We start from the raw sequence: 18,527 nt of genomic DNA, 5'->3' as shown, positions 1-18,527 counted from the left end.
TGTAGTACTTTTAACTACTATAGGAAGTCCGTGTTTTCACGGAGGACCAAATTAGGTTAAGTTAATAAGGGCGCACGGTGAATGCCTTGGCACTAGGAGCCGAAGAAGGACGGCACTAACACCGATATGCTTCGGGGAGCTGTAAGTGAGCTTTGATCCGGAGATTTCCGAATGGGGAAACCCACTGTTCGTAATGGAGCAGTACATTTGCGTGAATACATAGCGCATCTGTGGCAAACCCAGGGAACTGAAACATCTAAGTACCTGGAGGAAGAGAAAGAAAAATCGATTCCCTGAGTAGCGGCGAGCGAAACGGGAAGAGCCCAAACCAAGAGGCTTGCCTCTTGGGGTTGTAGGACACTCTATATAGAGTTACAAAGGAATGAGCTAGACGAAGCGATCTGGAAAGGTCCGCAGGATAGGGTAAAAGCCCCGTAGTCAAAAGTTCATTCTCTCTTGAGTGTATCCTGAGTACGGCGGAACACGTGAAATTCCGTCGGAATCTGGGAGGACCATCTCCCAAGGCTAAATACTACCTAGTGACCGATAGTGAACCAGTACCGTGAGGGAAAGGTGAAAAGCACCCCGGAAGGGGAGTGAAATAGATCCTGAAACCGTGTGCCTACAAGTAGTCAGAGCCCGTTAATGGGTGATGGCGTGCCTTTTGTAGAATGAACCGGCGAGTTACGATTACATGCAAGGTTAAGTTGAGAAGACGGAGCCGCAGCGAAAGCGAGTCTGAATAGGGCGAATGAGTATGTGGTCGTAGACCCGAAACCAGGTGATCTACCCATGTCCAGGATGAAGGTAAGGTAACACTTACTGGAGGTCCGAACCCACGCACGTTGAAAAGTGCGGGGATGAGGTGTGGGTAGCGGAGAAATTCCAATCGAACCTGGAGATAGCTGGTTCTCTCCGAAATAGCTTTAGGGCTAGCCTCAAACGTTAGAATCTTGGAGGTAGAGCACTGTTTGGACTAGGGGCCCATCCCGGGTTACCGAATTCAGACAAACTCCGAATGCCAATGATTTATGTTTGGGAGTCAGACTGCGAGTGATAAGATCCGTAGTCAAGAGGGAAACAGCCCAGACCACCAGCTAAGGTCCCAAAGTATTTGTTAAGTGGAAAAGGATGTGGCGTTGCTTAGACAACCAGGATGTTGGCTTAGAAGCAGCCATCATTTAAAGAGTGCGTAATAGCTCACTGGTCGAGTGACGCTGCGCCGAAAATGTATCGGGGCTAAACAAATCACCGAAGCTGTGGATTGATACCTATGGTATCAGTGGTAGGAGAGCGTTCTAAGGGCGTTGAAGTCAGACCGGAAGGACTGGTGGAGCGCTTAGAAGTGAGAATGCCGGTATGAGTAGCGAAAGATGGGTGAGAATCCCATCCACCGTATGACTAAGGTTTCCTGAGGAAGGCTCGTCCGCTCAGGGTTAGTCGGGACCTAAGTCGAGGCCGATAGGCGTAGACGATGGACAACAGGTTGATATTCCTGTACCACCAAACCACCGTTTGAGTAATGGGGGACGCAGAAGGATAGGGTAAGCGTGCTGTTGGTTATGCACGTCCAAGCAGTAAGGTGTGAGTGTAGGCAAATCCGCACTCTGTAACATTGAGCTGTGATGGCGAGGACTTAGTCCGAAGTTCCTGATTTCACACTGCCAAGAAAAGCCTCTAGCGAGGTGATAGGTGCCCGTACCGCAAACCGACACAGGTAGTCGAGGAGAGAATCCTAAGGTGAGCGAGAGAACTCTCGTTAAGGAACTCGGCAAAATGACCCCGTAACTTCGGGAGAAGGGGTGCTCTTTTGGGTGTATAGCCTAGAAGAGCCGCAGTGAATAGGCCCAGGCGACTGTTTAGCAAAAACACAGGTCTCTGCAAAACCGTAAGGTGAAGTATAGGGGCTGACGCCTGCCCGGTGCTGGAAGGTTAAGAGGAGTGCTTAGCGCAAGCGAAGGTGCGAATTGAAGCCCCAGTAAACGGCGGCCGTAACTATAACGGTCCTAAGGTAGCGAAATTCCTTGTCGGGTAAGTTCCGACCCGCACGAAAGGCGTAACGATCTGGGCACTGTCTCAACGAGAGACTCGGTGAAATTATAGTACCTGTGAAGATGCAGGTTACCCGCGACAGGACGGAAAGACCCCGTGGAGCTTTACTATAGCTTGATATTGAATTTTGGTGCAACTTGTACAGGATAGGCAGGAGCCTTAGAGCCCGGAGCGCCAGCTTCGGAGGAGGCGTCGGTGGGATACTGCCCTGGTTGTATTGAAATTCTAACCCATACCCGTAACCCGGGTAGGAGACAGTGTCAGGCGGGTAGTTTGACTGGGGCGGTCGCCTCCTAAAGTGTAACGGAGGCGCCCAAAGGTTCCCTCAGAATGGTTGGAAATCATTCGAAGAGTGTAAAGGCAGAAGGGAGCTTGACTGCGAGACCTACAAGTCGAGCAGGGTCGAAAGACGGGCTTAGTGATCCGGTGGTTCCGCATGGAAGGGCCATCGCTCAACGGATAAAAGCTACCCCGGGGATAACAGGCTTATCTCCCCCAAGAGTCCACATCGACGGGGAGGTTTGGCACCTCGATGTCGGCTCATCGCATCCTGGGGCTGTAGTCGGTCCCAAGGGTTGGGCTGTTCGCCCATTAAAGCGGTACGCGAGCTGGGTTCAGAACGTCGTGAGACAGTTCGGTCCCTATCCGTCGTGGGCGTAGGAAATTTGAGAGGAGCTGTCCTTAGTACGAGAGGACCGGGATGGACACACCGCTGGTGTACCAGTTGTTCTGCCAAGAGCATCGCTGGGTAGCTATGTGTGGACGGGATAAGTGCTGAAAGCATCTAAGCACGAAGCCCCCCTCAAGATGAGATTTCCCATTACGCAAGTAAGTAAGATCCCTCAAAGACGATGAGGTAGATAGGTTCGGGGTGGAAGCGTGGCGACACGTGCAGCTGACGAATACTAATCGATCGAGGACTTAACCAAATATGAATTTGAATTCATCAATGTCTTTTATCCAGTTTTGAGTGAACAAGCACTCTAGTAGAAGGGTTTCAAGACACGATTAATTCGAGGAAACGATTGAGAGAGGAAAGGAGCGTACTCAAGTACGTGACTGACCGAACGAATGAAGTTGACGAAGAAGTACGATGTGTATTGAAAGCCGAACAGTCTAGTGATGATGGCGAAGAGGTCACACTCGTTCCCATACCGAACACGGAAGTTAAGCTCTTCAGCGCCGATGGTAGTTGGGGGTTTCCCCCTGTGAGAGTAGGACGTCGCTAGGCACTATAAAAAGTCGTTACCGAGTTATCGGTAGCGGCTTTTTTGTTGTTTAGGAAATTAAGTTCTACGTCAATGCTCCGGTGAAGAAAAATCCGCTGTACCTTAAACAACTTTAGTTAATTCTTTAAATATAATGATTCTTCATACTCTCTGACAAGTTTATAAAAAGTTGTTTATTTGCTCAACTTTTCTTGAATTTCCCCGGTGAAAGCTTGTTAGATCATCGGTAATAGAAACCTAAAATGACCGCTAAAAGAGCTGCTTGCGGTCATTTACATAGCTTTAATTGGTACCTTTTTACTGTTTGTAATATTCGTCAATCGGTATAAATAAACCTACTCTACCAAACGTATCATGATCCAATGTAGCAAAAATTATTCCTATGACTTTCCCACTTGTATTCAACACGGGGCTGCCACTATTTCCACGATAAACTGGGGCTTTCATCATAACGACAGGCTCTTCCCAATCGCTTAACTGGATATAATCTATAATTTTTCCTTCATTTGCGATACCCGTGAAGCTTAGTGGATTGCCTATAAAGTTAACGGTATCTCCTTCTTCAAAAATCGTTTGTTCGGCTAAATTTAAATAAGGCAAATCTTCACCATTTATATCTAATACCGCAAGATCAACGGAAGGATATGTGTCTACCACTTTAGCCTTGTAACGACGATCATCTGGAAAACCAACTGTCACGGTCTTATGTCCTTCTACGACATGATAATTTGTTAAGATTTTTCCTTCACTTGAAATGGAAAAGCCGGTTCCTTTGCTGTCATCTGTTAAAACAACGACAACGGCCTTTTTATAACTTGTAATATCTTCCTGAGATGATAATTTAGCAGAAGTCTTTAAGAATTCTATGGCTGGAATTGAATATATTGAAAAGATAGCCGCAAATGTATTAACGAACAGTATGGTAGCCATAAAATAGAATATCCATTTTGGAAATGGTCGTTTAGATTTGCTTCTCGTTTTTTCTTGAGCGTCTTTAAGAAGTGCTTCTCGTTGAGCTTCTAACACAAACTCTAAAAACTCTTCATCTATTTCTTCATCAATATTTTCGTAATTCCATTTATCCTTATGCTGTTTTTCATTTAGATCCATTCGCACACATCCTAACTGTAAAACACATTCTCTACATGTATTATACACAATTGGATAGGTACTGGGTTTTGGTATTATTTTAATGATGTAGGCTTGGGCACAGAAATTGTGCCCAAACCTGATAAAGTTTAATTTAGTATGATTTTTCTTCTTCACTTTTCTCTCTTTGGTTTGGAGTCATCTTTCCTCGTTTTGGTTTTAAATTACCTAACTCAGCTAATTCGAGAGAAATCTCTTCTTTCTTACTACTTGGATTTTTAGCCATAGAGCCTCTATTATTGCTAGCTCCCTGATGATTATCTCTTGTCAAAATATAACCTCCCATCTAAACTATTTTGGTGCCTTTTTAACATGGTTCGAAAATAATTATTAATGTATGCAAACTATAAAAAAACTACATTATCTCTAAACGACCATTTTCAAGCGTTAAATTCTTCTTAAAACAGTCCACTGGAAATATAAAAGTCCATGGCATACTAGTTTTAGGTTGAATAAAAAGAGTGGGAAGTGTGAAAGTATTTTCCGCAATGATCTCACTGTTTTCTACATATGCCAATCTTTTTTTATTAAAAATAATAATTTTTTCAGTAAAATTATGGATTAGCACTGTAATTAATAATTCTTTTTTATGATTTAAAGCTTGTCTAATTGGAACAAGCAGAACATTAGAAAAATCCACTCTATTTGTTTCAAGAAAAATCTTCTTAATTTCTTCTCTATCTTTACTAGATAAGGTTTTATCCCATGACGGTTCAAAATCAAGCTTTTGCAAAGTTAAACCTCCTTCAGAATATAAAAAGTCATCTCAAATTACATGTATTGTAATGTTTCGTAGTCCCTTTGTTAAAGGTAATAAACCAAAAAAGTATGGGAAGAAAGCTTATTTTGCAATTTATGTGTAGTCCTTCTTTTCAAAGCATATGCTATTTTTAAAGGGGTGTACAATGATAGAATATGTGAATATGATAAAGACCTTTTTACCTCATGAAGCAATTATACTGGAATTGCAGCATCCTCAAAAGAGACCGGCCATATTGGTAACAGATATGGACGGAGATAATATAGAAGAATTAATTGGAGCATATACATATAAAGAACAAAACTATTTATTGGGTTTAAAAATAATGAATAATCAATGGCACCCTTTCATTCATATAAGAGGAAATGGATACGGTGTAACAGATTTAATGGCAGTACTAATCTTTATCCAATTGACTTTGCAGGGAAAGGAACTTACGAACTTATAGCTTTTCAAGAAATCGCTGGAAGATACCATGCAGATGGATTAGGATACGTAGAAAATGTACTAAAGTGGAACGGCCATGAGTTTGTATCTGATAGACAAAATATATCCATCTTTGGGGAGGATTTACCGCCAGGAAAATAAAAGAAGTTGCTACAAAGTCATAGACAATGCAGCAATTTTTTTTTGAGATAAGAAACTACCATGGTGCACTTTTCACAAAACCACCATCTATCATGAAAAAAGCTAATTTCCGCTACAGGCAGGGCTTTACAGTGGAGGAAGCGGCATACTTCAATGCGCACGGCCTGATCTTAATTTCGCAAGGAGTCGCCACCTTTCGTTCAAATCAAGCTATTCCCGCAGAATTCGACACCTCCTCTGCTTCAATTCAACAAGTACTCTGCTGGAGATTGATAAATTGGTGAAAAGGAATACAACTGTTCAACAGGAAATAGCTTACGAAGCAAATGTTTTCTGTACCGAAATCGAAGCGGCAGGTGCATGAGTGGAAGGCCCCACAGGAAGGCTAAAGACGCCTCTTCCAAGAGGCAACGCCTTCAAGACCAACATTCTGTTGGCCTAGGAGACTGAACTGAAGCCATGCTCGTGAAAAGCGTCCGCCAGCGGAAATCAACGGTATTTCTGAGTTACTCCTCTTAAAAGGACCGAGCATCTTTTTACCTGTTTATTTATAATTATCCTCACACGCTTGATGCAAGGTCTTGGATCTTTTTTCTAAATTTTAATAAAGGTGCAATACGATAGTGTCAAAAAACCTCCGAATGAAGATAAAAGAATTCTTTTGAAAGAGTTTGAATTATCCATTACTTTTGCGTGTGCAAAGAAAAATACATATAAATATAAAGAGTATTTGACAATTTTGTGAACAAGATGAATAATATATAAAAAGGAGGATGGTCTAAGTGGAAAAATATAAGAATATGTTAAATGCTACAAGATTTGCAGGCGCCACATTACTATCTGTAGGAATAGCTATCTTCTTGTACGGAGTTTTTGTAAGCGATTATAAGGCTGTTGTAGGCGTGGGTATTGGAACGGTAATGGGAGCTGTTTTTATTTTCTTAATTGGTTTATTTCTAATTGCTTCAGAAGAAATGGTGACAAACTCCAGAAAATGAAAAAAGAGAGCGCCTAAAAAGACGCCCTCTTTTAGTGTTCCTGTTTACATATCCCAAACCATTGCCATTAATGTTCCGAAAATGGTAACTAGCGCAATAAGTAAACCGTAATATACGTTTGCATAGATAGATTTTTTATCATTCGTCTCACCCGCATGCATAAATACAACCAGCTGAAGACCGGCCTGTATAAATGCTGTTAGGAGAAGAACTGTCATACCTACTGCAAATGACATATTAGTAAAGTAAACTAAAAGTGCCACTGCAGTAAGAACTAACGAAGCGACAAAGCCCATTACTTGTTTAAAAGGGAATAATTCTTTCATATTTACATCATTCCTTTCAAGTAGATGAAGCTAAAGATGAAAATCCAAACTACATCTAAGAAATGCCAATAAAGTGAGAAGATAAATGACTTATTGGCTGTTTCAGGAGTTAAACCACGTTTTTTAATCTGTAATAGGATAAATAATCCCCAGAAGAAACCAAATGTTACGTGCAATCCATGTGTTCCTAGTGTAGTTAGTAAGATAGCAGTAAATCCGCTAGTTTGTAGTGTTGCACCTACATGAACGTAGTGAATAAACTCAGAGACTTCGAAGCTTAAAAATCCTGCACCAAGAAGAAGTGTGATTAAAAAGAATGCCATCGTCGCTTTTTTGTTGCCGATACGCATGGCATGAATTCCAAGGCCGATCGTAAAACTACTAGTTAATAGTAAGATTGTTTCCATTAATACAGGTGTAATTTCAAAGATTTCAGCTCCAGTAGGACCATTGCCTGTTCGATGAACCATTGTAAAATAGGTTGCGAAAAGTGTTGCAAAGAGCATTATTTCCGCACCTAGGAAAATCCAAAAGCCTAAGACTTTTAAGCTATTTTCTTCCGTACTATATTCCAGTGGAAGCGAGTTATCTACCTTCATTTTTTAGCACCTCGCAATTTTGTTTCGGTTTCTTCAATTTCTTCTACGGAGATGTATCGTCCGTGATCTTTCTCAAATGATCGGTAAGCTAGACAAGCTAATAGTCCGATTAACGAAATAATGACAATTGGCCAGATGCTGAATACCATTGCAAATCCAAAGACAAAGAAGAAACAGCCCATAATGAATGGTAATCCACTATTATTTGGCATATGAATTTTTTCTAGTTTACCTGGAAATAATTCATGACCATTTTTCTTAGAATCCCAAAATGCTTGAGTAGAATTAACTTTTGGTGTAATCGCAAAGTTATACTCTGGTACTGGTGTATGCGTTGCCCATTCAAGTGAGCGTGCATCCCAAGGGTCATTACTAATATTTCTTGAAGCATAGCGCGTACTATAGTAAATATTGTATACAAGTAAAACAAAACCTACCGCCATCAAGCCCGCACCAACAAATGCAACCATATTCAACGGACCAAATCCTGTTGATTCGGAATACGTATACATACGACGTGCTTGACCATCTAAACCAGTAATATACATTGGTATAAATGCTAAGACAAAGCCGATGGAAAGTAACCAAACTGTCCATTTACCGATTTTTTCATTCAACATAAAGCCAAACAATTTTGGCCAATAGTAAGTGAGACCTGCGAGCATTGCATACACTACCCCCGGAATGATTACATTGTGGAAGTGAGCTACTAAAAACATCGTATTATGATATTGATAGTCAGCTGCAGACATTGCAAGCATAACTCCTGTAACTCCACCTAATGTGAACAAAGGAATGAAGAGTACAGAGTAAAGCATTGGGGTAGTAAATACAATTTTTCCTTTCCAAAGCGTAAATAGCCAGTTAAATATCTTAACTCCGGTAGGAACGGCAATGGCCATTGTGGTAATCGAGAAAATACTATTTGATACTGGACCTTGACCCATTGTAAAGAAATGGTGAGCCCATACAAAAAATGATAATAGAGAGATAATAACCATTGATGCAACCATAGATTTATAACCATATAAATTACGGCGTGCAAAAGTGGATATAATTTCACTATAAAGACCAAATGCAGGCAAAATTAAGATATACACTTCAGGATGACCCCAAACCCAGAACAAGTTAGCCCACATCATATCCATACCACCGTTAGTGGTTGTAAAGAAGTTTGTTCCGAATAGTCGATCCATCGTTCCCATTGCAAGTGCTACTGTTAATACAGGGAAAGCGAAAACAATTATGACATTGGCGATAAACGCAGACCATGTGAACATTGGCATTTTCATTAAAGACATACCAGGTGCTCTCATTTTTAGAATCGTCGTCATAAAGTTAATACCAGTCATTAATGTACCGAGACCGGCTATTTGTATTGCAATCATATAATAGTTGGTTCCTACAGATGTACTGAACTCATTTCCTGCTAGCGGGAAATAAGATGTCCATCCCGCGTCAGGTGAACCCCCTATAATGAAGGATAGATTGAATAATCCCATCCCCATAAAGAATAACCAAAAGCTAATTGCATTTAAGCGTGGAAACGCTACGTCACGAGCCCCGATTTGTAATGGAACTAGGAAATTAAAGAAGAACATTATAAACGGCATTGCCATAAACAGGATCATAACAACCCCGTGTGTCGTAAAAATTTCGTTATAATGTTCAGAATCTAGCAGGGTGTTATCAGGTAATGCTAGTTGAGCGCGCATCATGATAGCATCTACGCCGCCTCGGAATAGCATTAACAGAGCAGATAACAAATACATAATACCAATTCGTTTATGGTCAACAGTTGTTAACCATTCTCTCCAAAGGTACCCCCATTTTTTAAAATAGGTAATTCCTATAACTATTGCAACCATAGTAAGTCCAATGCCGACCATGGATGCGTATATTAAAAAGCTTGGATGTGGTACTGCAAATTGTTTAAAGAAATCCATACTTTTGAAACTCCTTTCGGGAAATATAGTGCTACTCATAAAAATGAGCTAAAGCCAAACTTGTAAACTAGGATTTAGTGGTGAGAATGTTCGGATTTCTCACTATAAATACTTGATTCGTTGTGTTCATTATGTGATTCTTGATCATGTGAATCGGACATATCGGACATATCGGACATATCAGACATGCCATGGTTGTGTTCTGGGGCAGGTGAGAATTCTAAGTGAGTTCCATTATATGTGGAACGCCCCAAATGACCAGGTTTTAATAATTCATCAAATTTTTCTTTTGTCAGTGGTTTAGCTGTTTCGTGCACTTCTTTTACCCAGTCGTCAAAGTCAGCTTGGGACATTGATGTAACCTGGAAAGTATTTTTTGCAAATCCTTCACCACTGAAGTTCGCATTACGTCCATCAAATTCGCCTTCCACGTCAGCTGCTAAGTGTAAAGTAGTAACCATGTCTGACATTGCATATTTTTGACCACCAAGTTGTGGAATCCAGAAGCTAGTGATTGGTCCATATGAGTAAAGTTTAAATTCAATAGGACGGTTCGCTGGAATATATAGATAGTTAACAGTCTCGATATTCTCTTCTGGATAACTAAAGTGCCACTTCCAATTGGAAGATGAAGCATAAACAACTAATGGTTTTTGATCCGCATATTTTATTGGAGTTGCCTCTACTTCATAGTTACTTCTAACAGAAACGATGGACAGAAAAATAACGATAATAATTGGAATTCCAACACAAATTGCTTCCACAATATGATTTCCTTCAATATGTGGTGGTTCATAATCTTCACTTTGTTTAGAAGCACGATATTTAATTAGAATAAATATTAATATCGCGAAAACAACAATTACGATACCAGACATCATCCAAATAGATAGCATAATGTCATCTGCTTGTGCTTGTGCCTGTGGACCTTTCGGATCTAATACTAATAATGGTTCACAACCAGTTAGCACTGTGGCTATAGTGAGAATCATTGTAAATATAGCCCATTTCATTTTTAATCTCATAGTTGTACCCCTCTCGAATTATTTTAATAAAGTTGTATTTAATAGAAAGCCAAATGATTTATAATCTGCCTCTATCTTATTCCCACATCTTTTTAAAAACCATGGAAAGAAACTGCTTTCACAAAAAGTTCATGAAGATATGTACAAAAGTTCAACGTTTGTTAACCAAATTGTAAATAAGTTTGAAAGATTGACATGAAAATAGTTAAAAATATATTAGATGGAATTATTTGGATTTTTAAAAAGAGGTGTATTTCGAAACCATATGGTGGATATCTCTAGAAAGTTTGAAGTTGCTATCTAGTGGAGATACTTTTAGCAGTATCCTTAAGGAAGAAGGAAAACTATGTATAACAAACAGTGGATAATGACGCAAGAATGGAATAATATCTTATTTCTCCATTGGCCAGTTTCTCCGGACGATTTGCTTGAACATATTCCCTCGGAACTAGAATTGGACCTTTATAATGGAAGTGCATGGATTGGGTTAGTATTTTTCAAAGTAAAAGGGAATCGGCCAAGACTCACTCCTCCTATACTCGGATTTAGTTCTTTTTTAGAGCTTAACTTTCGTACGTACGTCACATTTCAAGGGAGAGTCGGAGTATACTTCTTTAGTTTAGATGCGAATAATCCCTTGATTGTTAAATTGACAAGAATGGGAGGATTTTTACCTTTTCGCTATGCGGAGATAAGTTTAAGGCGAGACAAGAATACATTTACAGTTCATAGTAGATATAGAGACGGAGAATCAGTTCCGGAAGTACTTGAAGTACTTGTTACATCATTTAAACCCATACCTGGTACGATTGAAAGTAATCCCTTCGAGCGGTGGCTGACGGAGCGGTACTATTTGTGGACTAAAACGAAAGATCATTTGTTTCGTGTCTATATTAGTCATTCACCTTGGATTTTGCAAAACGTTACCTGCACAATATTTAAGAATTCAATGGCATCGTTTTTAAACAGTAATTACAAAGTGAATGGTCCGATCGCTCACTATTCTAACATGAAGAAAGCAAGATTTTTTCCGCCAGTAAAGGAAAATAGGGAGAACAATTAAAAGGTTCCAGAACAAATTAATCTTGTTCTGGAACCTTTTAAGTTTTTAGATGAATTTATTTATCCTGAAACATCTGTGAATCAGATAATTTCTCTTTACTCATTAAGATTATAAAAACAAACGCAACTGCAAGAGGAACGAGTGTCCATAAAAATGTAGTAGTAAGAGAGTCAGATAAAACTTCTGTAATTCTATTTAAAACGTCTGCAGGAATTTTAGCACGTAATTCAGGAGATAAAATTGCACGACTATTTCCGCCAACAACATTCTGTTTAAATGACTCTGGTAATCCTGAAATAAAACTATTTCTTTGTATTACGCCAAAAATAGTAATTCCAAGTGTCATTCCTAAAGCGCGTAAGAAACTACTCGTTGAACTGGCGCTACCTCTTTGTTGAGGAAGAGCTTTTTGAATAGCAGACATACCAAGAATCGAAAAGGAAGGACCAACACCAAGTCCTACTATCATCATATAGATAGTTAACATCCAACGAGGGGTGGAAGGCTCTAAAGTTCCAAGTAAAATTGCCCCAGCTCCAAGGAGAATACTCGAAATGATCATAATAGATCGATAGCTAAACTTATTAGCCAAAGCACCACCTGTGGCTGCTCCTACACTAGATGTTACCATCATCGGTAACAGTAATAAGCCTGAGTTCGTAGCACTTCCACCTGTTACACCTTGAATATAGAGCGGTATATAAATAGTAGAAACCATAAATACGCCACCATAGAACATTCCGGTTAAAACACTAGTAGTATATAAACGTTCTTTAAATAAATCAAATGGTAAAATGGGATCTTTCGCGTATTTTTCTATGATTAAAAATGCAACAAAACAAACAGCGGATATAGCAAATAACGAAATAATTTGCCACGAGCTCCAGCTATACGTATCTCCTCCTAATTCAAGTGCGAACATAAGAGATACAGAAAAGCTTACAAGGAATATGGCACCAGCCCAGTCAATAATTTGACGAGTATGTGTTTTAGACTCATTGTAAAATAAAGTGATAAGACCTAAAGCAAGGAGACCTATAGGGATGTTAATGTAAAAAATCCAACGCCAATGAATATGATCTGTAATAAATGAGCCTAATAAAGGCCCTGCTATACTGGATAACCCGAACACCGCTCCAAATAACCCACTCATCTTTCCTCGTGACTCACTAGGGACAACATCCCAAATTATAGTGAAAGCAATTGGCATTAGTGCACTACCACCAATTCCTTGAATAGCACGGAAAATACACAATTGAACCATAGATTGGGCAGTCCCACACAGTATCGAGCCGATTAAAAATAACATTATTCCGAAGATAAAAAATTTCTTTCGACCGTACATATCGGATAGTTTTCCGAATATCGGCATTCCTGCCATCTCTGCAACTAGGTAAGCGGATGTAACCCATACATATTTGTCCATACCACCTAAATCGCCAATAATTGAACCCATACTTGTAGCGACAATGGTGTTATCCAAAGAAGCCATAAATATTCCTAACAATAGTGCCGCCATAACAGGCTTTACCTTTGTTTCATTCTTCATACTTTACTCTCCACCCCTTTACGGTACTAAATTCCTATTTTGTAGTTTACCACCGTTAAATAGCTGAGTAAAGAAAGTAAGGAGAAAAGCCGATAAAATAAATGTAAAGAAAAGGAAGAGGCATTAACTTATTTTAACCGATAATACCTAAGAAAGACGGTGTCTATATGATGAATTTCGAATCCTTTCCTATTTTGGAAACGAAGAATCTTATATTAAGAAGAATAGAGCAAAATGATGCGCATGATTTGTATGCCATGAGAAAAGATTCCAAAATGCATACATTTACCGATACAAAAGTAGATGGAAATATTGATGATACCATTGCCTATATGAAAAAGATGGATCAAGGTATCAATGAAAAGAAATGGATAGTTTGGGCACTTGAACATAAACAATTAAAAAAGGTGATGGGAACTATAAGCATTTGGAACCTAAACAAGGAAGAAAAAAGTGGGGAACTAGGTTATGGAATTAATCCTGAATATCAAGGTCGAGGGTTGATGAGAGAATCATTATTAAGTGTAATTGAATATGGTTTTAAACTTATGAACTTAGAGAAGATACAAGCTTATACGGAGGAGAATAATAGGCCATCTATCTCTCTATTAGAGAAGTGCAATTTTGTGGAAATAGGTAGAGTGAATGAACAAGGTTATACTAACAATAAGGAATTTTGTATGATAGTTTATCAATTAATGCGTTAAGAAGAAGGGAACGTAATACTGACTACTAGCGTTGGAATCTAGTCATATATACCGAATGATCAAGAGCTAATCATTCACATTTAACAAACATCAACCACTTGAAAGAGTGAGTTTTACTTAGTATATCAGCCTATCAAGAGGTATATAGTAAGCTTGTAGATCCAATTATTGTGTAAATTCTTGAAATAAGAAGTTATGGACCTGATGAACATTAGCTAACTTAACATAGATAAAAAAATGTAGGTTCTTCTATACGAAGTGCCTACATGGGGTTTCAAGAAATTGATTTTGGTCTCCTTTTTCATCAGAACTTATGAGGGAATTGCATGATAATCCCTTCTGATATCATATCTGACATTTCTAAGGCTTCCGCTTCAATCTTATCGAAAACCTCAATATCTTCTTTATAGTTTTTCTGAATCATACAAACAGCTTCTAATTTTGTTAGGTCCAAATGGGTATAAAACATTTTTCTAACATCTTCTATTCCTAAGTAAGGGTTAATATTGCTTAAAAATGTAGAAATTTCATCCGCATTTTTATACCAGGCCTTTTCTTTTTCATCCGCCTGCTTAGTATCTCCTTTAACGGCAGCTGTTACTAATTCTGCTGCTAACACTAGATGCTCCTTTATTAAAGCAGCGTATTGATCTGCAATTTTATCGCCATAATATGGGCGGATACAATTTCCCAAATCGGTTGCGTTTCTTAAGAGTCGTTCCTGAACAAATTGTAAATCAGGCAAGTGGAACACAATGCTTGTAATCGTCATTCTCGTCCAGTTGACATGCTCCATCCAAAGAAGTCGATTCATACTTATAAAATCTACGCTGGCCTTGCTTATATAGTAGTTATTATAAGAGTATGGCATTTTTTGTAACAAGTATCTAACTGGAGCGGTATATTGAGAGTATGGAATCCTATAACCAATTACATGAGGAGATTGGGAATATATATTTGAGTAAGGATACACTTTTTTATTCACTCCTACTATTTTATCTAATTTCCCTGGCATAAATGGGGTATAAGATAGAATACTCAGAGTCAATCAAAATTGTGATTAAAATGCATATGAAACTTACCGATTATACTTATTTAACAGAATAAGAAAGCATATAAGGCCACAAACAGGTTGATTTCCACTGCAGGTGGACGTTTTACAGGGGGCAATCCGACTCCCTCGCGTGCTCAGTCCAGGGTCTTGATTTGCTTGTTAATCCCCTAGGATTCGTCGCCTTCCACTCCAATCAACTAAAGGTAAACTTCTATGTAGGAATACGCTGGTGAAAAATAAGAAGCATACATCAAATAAAGAATTAAAATAACTCCCGAAATTGTATCTTCGGGAGTTTCCTGTATGAGTAAGAAAGAATCTTTTCTTTCATTATCCAAAAAGGGTTTAAACTTATTCCTAAACTTGGAGGAGAGCGATGGACAGACGATAGCCATAAGATTACCGAAAAGAGAGGCAGGTCGTGACGGCAGTCACGACCTGCCTCTCTTTTCGGTAATGATGTAGCTCAAGACTATCCAAAGCCCTCCGGAAAGGATTGGGAATAGGTTTTGTATTTAAATGGAGATTGCACTATTCTTAAATAATTGGATGTTTCATCATTTAATATGTATAATTGCTCGTATATTAATCGGAATATTTTGTCTACTAAAAGGAGGAATTACAATGGGACTATTTGATGGATTAATGGGAAATGCCTCAGAGTTAGAATTAGATAAAGTGGAGAAAGAATTGGTGGAACTGCTGGCTACTAGTGAAAAGGTAGAGCATGCATATAAACTTATTCGGGATTTAATTGTTTTCACGGATAAAAGATTACTATTAATTGATAAACAAGGAATGAGTGGCAAGAAAGTGGAGTATCATTCCATACCTTATAAAAGTATTGTTCACTTCTCTATTGAAACTGCAGGAACATTTGATCTTGACGCAGAGTTAAAAGTCTGGCTTTCAGGAAGCCCAACCCCCGTGCAAAAGAAGTTCAATAAATCACTGAACATATACAAAGTACAAAGTGTACTGGCACAGTATGTGTTGAAGTAACTAAAAACATTCTCCACAATACTATGTGGAAAAATGGATCATGAAGTAACTCAGTCACTTCATGATTCAAAATTCCAGGTAATAGTGTAGACAAGGGACGCTTAAAAAGCGTGTTACTCTCAATGAAATAAGCCTGATTCTCTTGATTTATTTAGCAAATCTCTTGTTTTTCGATTCACTTTTTCTTTTAGGAAAATGCCAAATAATATAAATACAATTCCAGTTAATAAGAGAAATAAAATATCTTGTATGACTCGCTGCGCAACCATACCACCTACTGCTTCTCGCATTAAGCTAACGGCATAAGTGAAAGGTAAGAATGGATTAATCAATTGAAAAAACTTAGGTAATAATACTACTGGGTAAGTCCCGCCAGATCCTGCAATCTGCAAAACGAGCATAACTATTGCAAAAGCTTTTCCCACATCTCCAAATACTGAGACAAGTGTGTATACAATGGACATAAAAACAAAGCTAATTAGGAATCCGAACAGCACAAACCAGTATGGATTTTTGATGACCACGCCTAATAGGACAATATCTCCGACAGTCACAATCAATGCTTGAAGAATACCAATCGCTGAAAATGTTAGTAGCCGTCCAAAATACATTTCACGTTTGCTTATAATTTTCAGATTAACATCTGTAGCAAGTAGTGAAATAAGGAGTAAACAACCAACCCAAATAGCAAGTACTGTGTAGAAAGGGGTCATTCCTGTGCCATAGTTTGCAATAGGAAAAAGCTTTTTTTCATTTAAAACGATAGGTTCCTCAAAAAAACTACGTTCTGCTTCTGGATTATTTCGAAGTAACCGTACAATTTCATTAATATCAGTTTCTCCCTGAACTTTCCTTATTCTCTCCGCTAACTTATTCACTTCATCACTTATATATGGATACTGTGAAATCACATGGTTTAAAGTTTTTTCCCCGTCTTTTAAATGGGCATCTGTACTTCCTAAAATTCGTTCTACTTGGGGTAAAGTGGCCTGGATATTTGTAAGAAGACCTTTTGCGTTTAGTAATGTATTTTTCGCATAATTTATTTCTATTAGAATGGTTGGCTCAATGGTCTTTTTGTATTCTTGTATGAAAGCATCTAATTGGATAGAGGTGTTCTCTGCTATTTCTTGTAAGTCAAGCAAGGTATTTGGTGGTAGTTGCTCTTTAGTTTTTAAAAGTTCATTTAGTGCACCTGTATTCGTTTGCATTTCTTTTAAGAATGCTTTTAAATCAGCTGTTTTATGGATTGCATCTGTCAGTTTTTCTTGTTGTTCTTTTGGTATAGAGGTTTGGGTTTCTGGATAGTTTATATTATTTAACCAATTGAGGTCTTCTTCTATGGAATTGATGGTTTGAATAGAGATCCTCATCTTATTGTCGAGATTCTTCTGTAGGTTGTCCAACTCTGCAAAATTTGGTTTGACAGTTTGGACTGCCTGAAGAAATTCATTCGTATTTTTTGCTATGTTTGATATTTTCTCTAAATCATTTTCTATTACTGGAGCAATACTGTTTAAACGTTTTTGTGCTTTGGATAATAAGGTTAGGGAACTTTCAATCGTTTTAATACCCTCAGCTGTGACTTCATTAACTTGTGGCATAAAAGATTGTGCTGTTTTGATAATGGTTTGGGAGGATGCCAAATCATTTTGAGCGCTTGTAAGCAATTCATGTATATGAGGTAATTTTTTTTGTACTTCCAGCACATAATTTTCAAATTTTCTTATATCGGGCAAGTCTTTCCCAATTTCAATTCCTAAATTATTGAAGAGAGTAAAAATGATACCATTGATTGTTGAGATGAATTGACTACTAACTTTCTCTACAATCACACTTGCACCTTTTTCAGTTATTTTCGGAGCAATGGAGTTAATTTTTTCATTCACATAGTATTCAATATTTGCTTTTTCGGGATTATCAGATGCGACAGAGGCTAGTTTTTCTGAAAAATTGGAAGGAATAATTAGGACTGCGAAATAATCGCCGTATTCTACTTTTTCAATAGCTATTTTTCGAGAGGTGAAGGACCATTTCATGTCGTGATTACTTCTCAATGTGTTCACTAGTTCATTTCCTACGTTTAATTTTTCTCCGCGAACTGTTGCCCCTATGTCCTCATTTACAATAGCAACTGGGAGTTGATCAGTATGAGAATAAGGATCCCAGGAAGCATAAATATTAAGCCATGCATATAGGGAAGGTAAAAAAACTAAACCACCGATAAGTATAGCGGCTACCCAGTTCCTACAAATGTTTTGAAGGTCAGTCCTAAAGATACTCAAACTGTTTTTAATATCGGTTCACCTCCGAGAAAGAAAGATTGATATTGAATAATTATTTCACAGTATACCCCAACAAATAGGTACTAATCGAAAAAGGTTGAATACCCAAATATTACCGTATATAATTAAAAGAGGAATTTTTTGAATTGTGTAAAATTTACTTATCTAATGAAAGTATAAGAAGAGGTATTTTAT

Annotated in this window: 15 protein-coding genes, 2 rRNA genes and 1 pseudogene; 8 read left to right on the top strand and 10 right to left on the bottom strand. The window is 38.3% G+C overall.

From position 1 onward, the window contains the following. Nucleotides 1-54: 54 nt before the first annotated feature. Together ACTSKG_RS10475 and rrf are read left to right on the top strand one after the other, a co-directional pair. Nucleotides 55-2,981: ribosomal RNA gene (locus tag ACTSKG_RS10475) — 23S ribosomal RNA — on the top strand. A gap of 186 nt (nucleotides 2,982-3,167) precedes the next feature. Beyond that, nucleotides 3,168-3,283: ribosomal RNA gene (rrf, locus tag ACTSKG_RS10470) — 5S ribosomal RNA — on the top strand. A 295-nt stretch (nucleotides 3,284-3,578) separates the two neighbouring features. On the opposite strand, the gene ACTSKG_RS10465 is transcribed toward rrf, so the two are convergent. The 3 genes from ACTSKG_RS10465 to ACTSKG_RS10455 form a co-directional block, all read right to left on the bottom strand. After that, nucleotides 3,579-4,391, bottom strand: a complete 813-nt coding sequence (locus ACTSKG_RS10465) for a S1C family serine protease (RefSeq protein ID WP_464754576.1) — start codon at nucleotides 4,389-4,391, stop codon at nucleotides 3,579-3,581. A 133-nt stretch (nucleotides 4,392-4,524) separates the two neighbouring features. Then, nucleotides 4,525-4,701 carry a hypothetical protein gene (locus ACTSKG_RS10460; RefSeq protein WP_464754575.1) on the bottom strand — a complete coding sequence of 59 codons (177 nt, stop codon included), beginning with the start codon at nucleotides 4,699-4,701 and terminating at the stop codon, nucleotides 4,525-4,527. Nucleotides 4,702-4,785: 84 nt separating this feature from the next. Continuing rightward, on the bottom strand, nucleotides 4,786-5,163 hold the full coding sequence (locus tag ACTSKG_RS10455; RefSeq protein ID WP_464754574.1) for an SLAP domain-containing protein: 378 nt from the start codon (nucleotides 5,161-5,163) through the stop codon (nucleotides 4,786-4,788). Between the two features lie 172 nt (nucleotides 5,164-5,335). Between ACTSKG_RS10455 and ACTSKG_RS10450 the strand changes: the two genes are divergently transcribed. The 3 genes and pseudogenes from ACTSKG_RS10450 to ACTSKG_RS10440 all read left to right on the top strand — a co-directional run bounded on the left by ACTSKG_RS10450 (nucleotide 5,336) and on the right by ACTSKG_RS10440 (nucleotide 6,776). After that, nucleotides 5,336-5,638 carry a hypothetical protein gene (locus ACTSKG_RS10450; protein ID WP_464758073.1) on the top strand — a complete coding sequence of 101 codons (303 nt, stop codon included), beginning with the start codon at nucleotides 5,336-5,338 and terminating at the stop codon, nucleotides 5,636-5,638. After that, nucleotides 5,578-5,778, top strand: a pseudogene (locus ACTSKG_RS10445) (hypothetical protein); the annotation flags it as partial. The gene ACTSKG_RS10450 and the pseudogene ACTSKG_RS10445, both read left to right, overlap by 61 nt. 782 nt (nucleotides 5,779-6,560) lie before the next feature. Then, entirely contained in the window at nucleotides 6,561-6,776 is a 216-nt protein-coding gene (locus ACTSKG_RS10440; protein WP_464754573.1) for a hypothetical protein, read from the top strand. A gap of 44 nt (nucleotides 6,777-6,820) precedes the next feature. Here the strand turns inward: ACTSKG_RS10440 and qoxD are convergent, their stop codons facing one another. From qoxD to qoxA, 4 genes are all read right to left on the bottom strand, one after another. Then, nucleotides 6,821-7,102 (bottom strand): cytochrome aa3 quinol oxidase subunit IV, encoded by a 282-nt coding sequence (qoxD, locus tag ACTSKG_RS10435; protein ID WP_464754572.1) that lies wholly within the window; start codon nucleotides 7,100-7,102, stop codon nucleotides 6,821-6,823. A gap of 2 nt (nucleotides 7,103-7,104) precedes the next feature. Next, the gene (gene qoxC / locus ACTSKG_RS10430) at nucleotides 7,105-7,701 is read right to left on the bottom strand and encodes a cytochrome aa3 quinol oxidase subunit III (protein ID WP_464754571.1); all 597 of its coding nucleotides are present in this window, start codon (nucleotides 7,699-7,701) and stop codon (nucleotides 7,105-7,107) included. Next, entirely contained in the window at nucleotides 7,698-9,647 is a 1,950-nt protein-coding gene (gene qoxB, locus ACTSKG_RS10425; RefSeq protein ID WP_464754570.1) for a cytochrome aa3 quinol oxidase subunit I, read from the bottom strand. Before qoxB ends, qoxC begins: the two co-directional genes overlap by 4 nt. Before the next feature lie 74 nt (nucleotides 9,648-9,721). Continuing rightward, nucleotides 9,722-10,672, bottom strand: a complete 951-nt coding sequence (gene qoxA / locus ACTSKG_RS10420) for a cytochrome aa3 quinol oxidase subunit II (protein ID WP_464754569.1) — start codon at nucleotides 10,670-10,672, stop codon at nucleotides 9,722-9,724. Between the two features lie 346 nt (nucleotides 10,673-11,018). On the opposite strand from qoxA, the gene ACTSKG_RS10415 reads away from it, so the two are divergent. After that, a complete protein-coding gene (locus ACTSKG_RS10415; protein WP_464754568.1) occupies nucleotides 11,019-11,735 on the top strand; it encodes a YqjF family protein in 717 nt (238 codons plus the stop codon). Between the two features lie 55 nt (nucleotides 11,736-11,790). Here the strand turns inward: ACTSKG_RS10415 and ACTSKG_RS10410 are convergent, their stop codons facing one another. Beyond that, nucleotides 11,791-13,284 (bottom strand): MDR family MFS transporter, encoded by a 1,494-nt coding sequence (locus ACTSKG_RS10410; protein ID WP_464754567.1) that lies wholly within the window; start codon nucleotides 13,282-13,284, stop codon nucleotides 11,791-11,793. 167 nt (nucleotides 13,285-13,451) lie between these two features. On the opposite strand from ACTSKG_RS10410, the gene ACTSKG_RS10405 reads away from it, so the two are divergent. Then, on the top strand, nucleotides 13,452-13,991 hold the full coding sequence (locus ACTSKG_RS10405; RefSeq protein ID WP_464754566.1) for a GNAT family N-acetyltransferase: 540 nt from the start codon (nucleotides 13,452-13,454) through the stop codon (nucleotides 13,989-13,991). Nucleotides 13,992-14,295: 304 nt separating this feature from the next. Here the strand turns inward: ACTSKG_RS10405 and ACTSKG_RS10400 are convergent, their stop codons facing one another. After that, the gene (locus ACTSKG_RS10400; RefSeq protein WP_464758011.1) at nucleotides 14,296-14,964 is read right to left on the bottom strand and encodes a hypothetical protein; all 669 of its coding nucleotides are present in this window, start codon (nucleotides 14,962-14,964) and stop codon (nucleotides 14,296-14,298) included. A gap of 705 nt (nucleotides 14,965-15,669) precedes the next feature. Between ACTSKG_RS10400 and ACTSKG_RS10395 the strand changes: the two genes are divergently transcribed. Then, on the top strand, nucleotides 15,670-16,047 hold the full coding sequence (locus ACTSKG_RS10395) for a PH domain-containing protein (protein ID WP_464754565.1): 378 nt from the start codon (nucleotides 15,670-15,672) through the stop codon (nucleotides 16,045-16,047). Nucleotides 16,048-16,166: 119 nt separating this feature from the next. Here the strand turns inward: ACTSKG_RS10395 and ACTSKG_RS10390 are convergent, their stop codons facing one another. Next, nucleotides 16,167-18,332, bottom strand: coding sequence for a YhgE/Pip domain-containing protein (locus tag ACTSKG_RS10390; protein WP_464754564.1), 2,166 nt, complete (start codon nucleotides 18,330-18,332; stop codon nucleotides 16,167-16,169). Nucleotides 18,333-18,527: the final 195 nt, after the last annotated feature.

This window comes from Psychrobacillus syltrankelensis (assembly GCF_055454035.1).
Note: the sequence above shows the minus strand (reverse complement) of the source record. Positions and strands in the feature narration are given on the sequence as shown.

What these genes read in the sequence shown, in the direction of transcription:
- ACTSKG_RS10465 (WP_464754576.1), bottom strand. Translation starts at nt 4,391, where the DNA reads ATGGATCTAAATGAAAAACAGCATAAGGATAAATGGAATTACGAAAAT.
- ACTSKG_RS10450 (WP_464758073.1), top strand. Translation starts at nt 5,336, where the DNA reads ATGATAGAATATGTGAATATGATAAAGACCTTTTTACCTCATGAAGCA.
- qoxD (WP_464754572.1), bottom strand. Translation starts at nt 7,102, where the DNA reads ATGAAAGAATTATTCCCTTTTAAACAAGTAATGGGCTTTGTCGCTTCG.
- qoxC (WP_464754571.1), bottom strand. Translation starts at nt 7,701, where the DNA reads ATGAAGGTAGATAACTCGCTTCCACTGGAATATAGTACGGAAGAAAAT.
- qoxB (WP_464754570.1), bottom strand. Translation starts at nt 9,647, where the DNA reads ATGGATTTCTTTAAACAATTTGCAGTACCACATCCAAGCTTTTTAATA.
- qoxA (WP_464754569.1), bottom strand. Translation starts at nt 10,672, where the DNA reads ATGAGATTAAAAATGAAATGGGCTATATTTACAATGATTCTCACTATA.
- ACTSKG_RS10415 (WP_464754568.1), top strand. Translation starts at nt 11,019, where the DNA reads ATGTATAACAAACAGTGGATAATGACGCAAGAATGGAATAATATCTTA.
- ACTSKG_RS10410 (WP_464754567.1), bottom strand. Translation starts at nt 13,284, where the DNA reads ATGAAGAATGAAACAAAGGTAAAGCCTGTTATGGCGGCACTATTGTTA.
- ACTSKG_RS10405 (WP_464754566.1), top strand. Translation starts at nt 13,452, where the DNA reads ATGATGAATTTCGAATCCTTTCCTATTTTGGAAACGAAGAATCTTATA.
- ACTSKG_RS10395 (WP_464754565.1), top strand. Translation starts at nt 15,670, where the DNA reads ATGGGACTATTTGATGGATTAATGGGAAATGCCTCAGAGTTAGAATTA.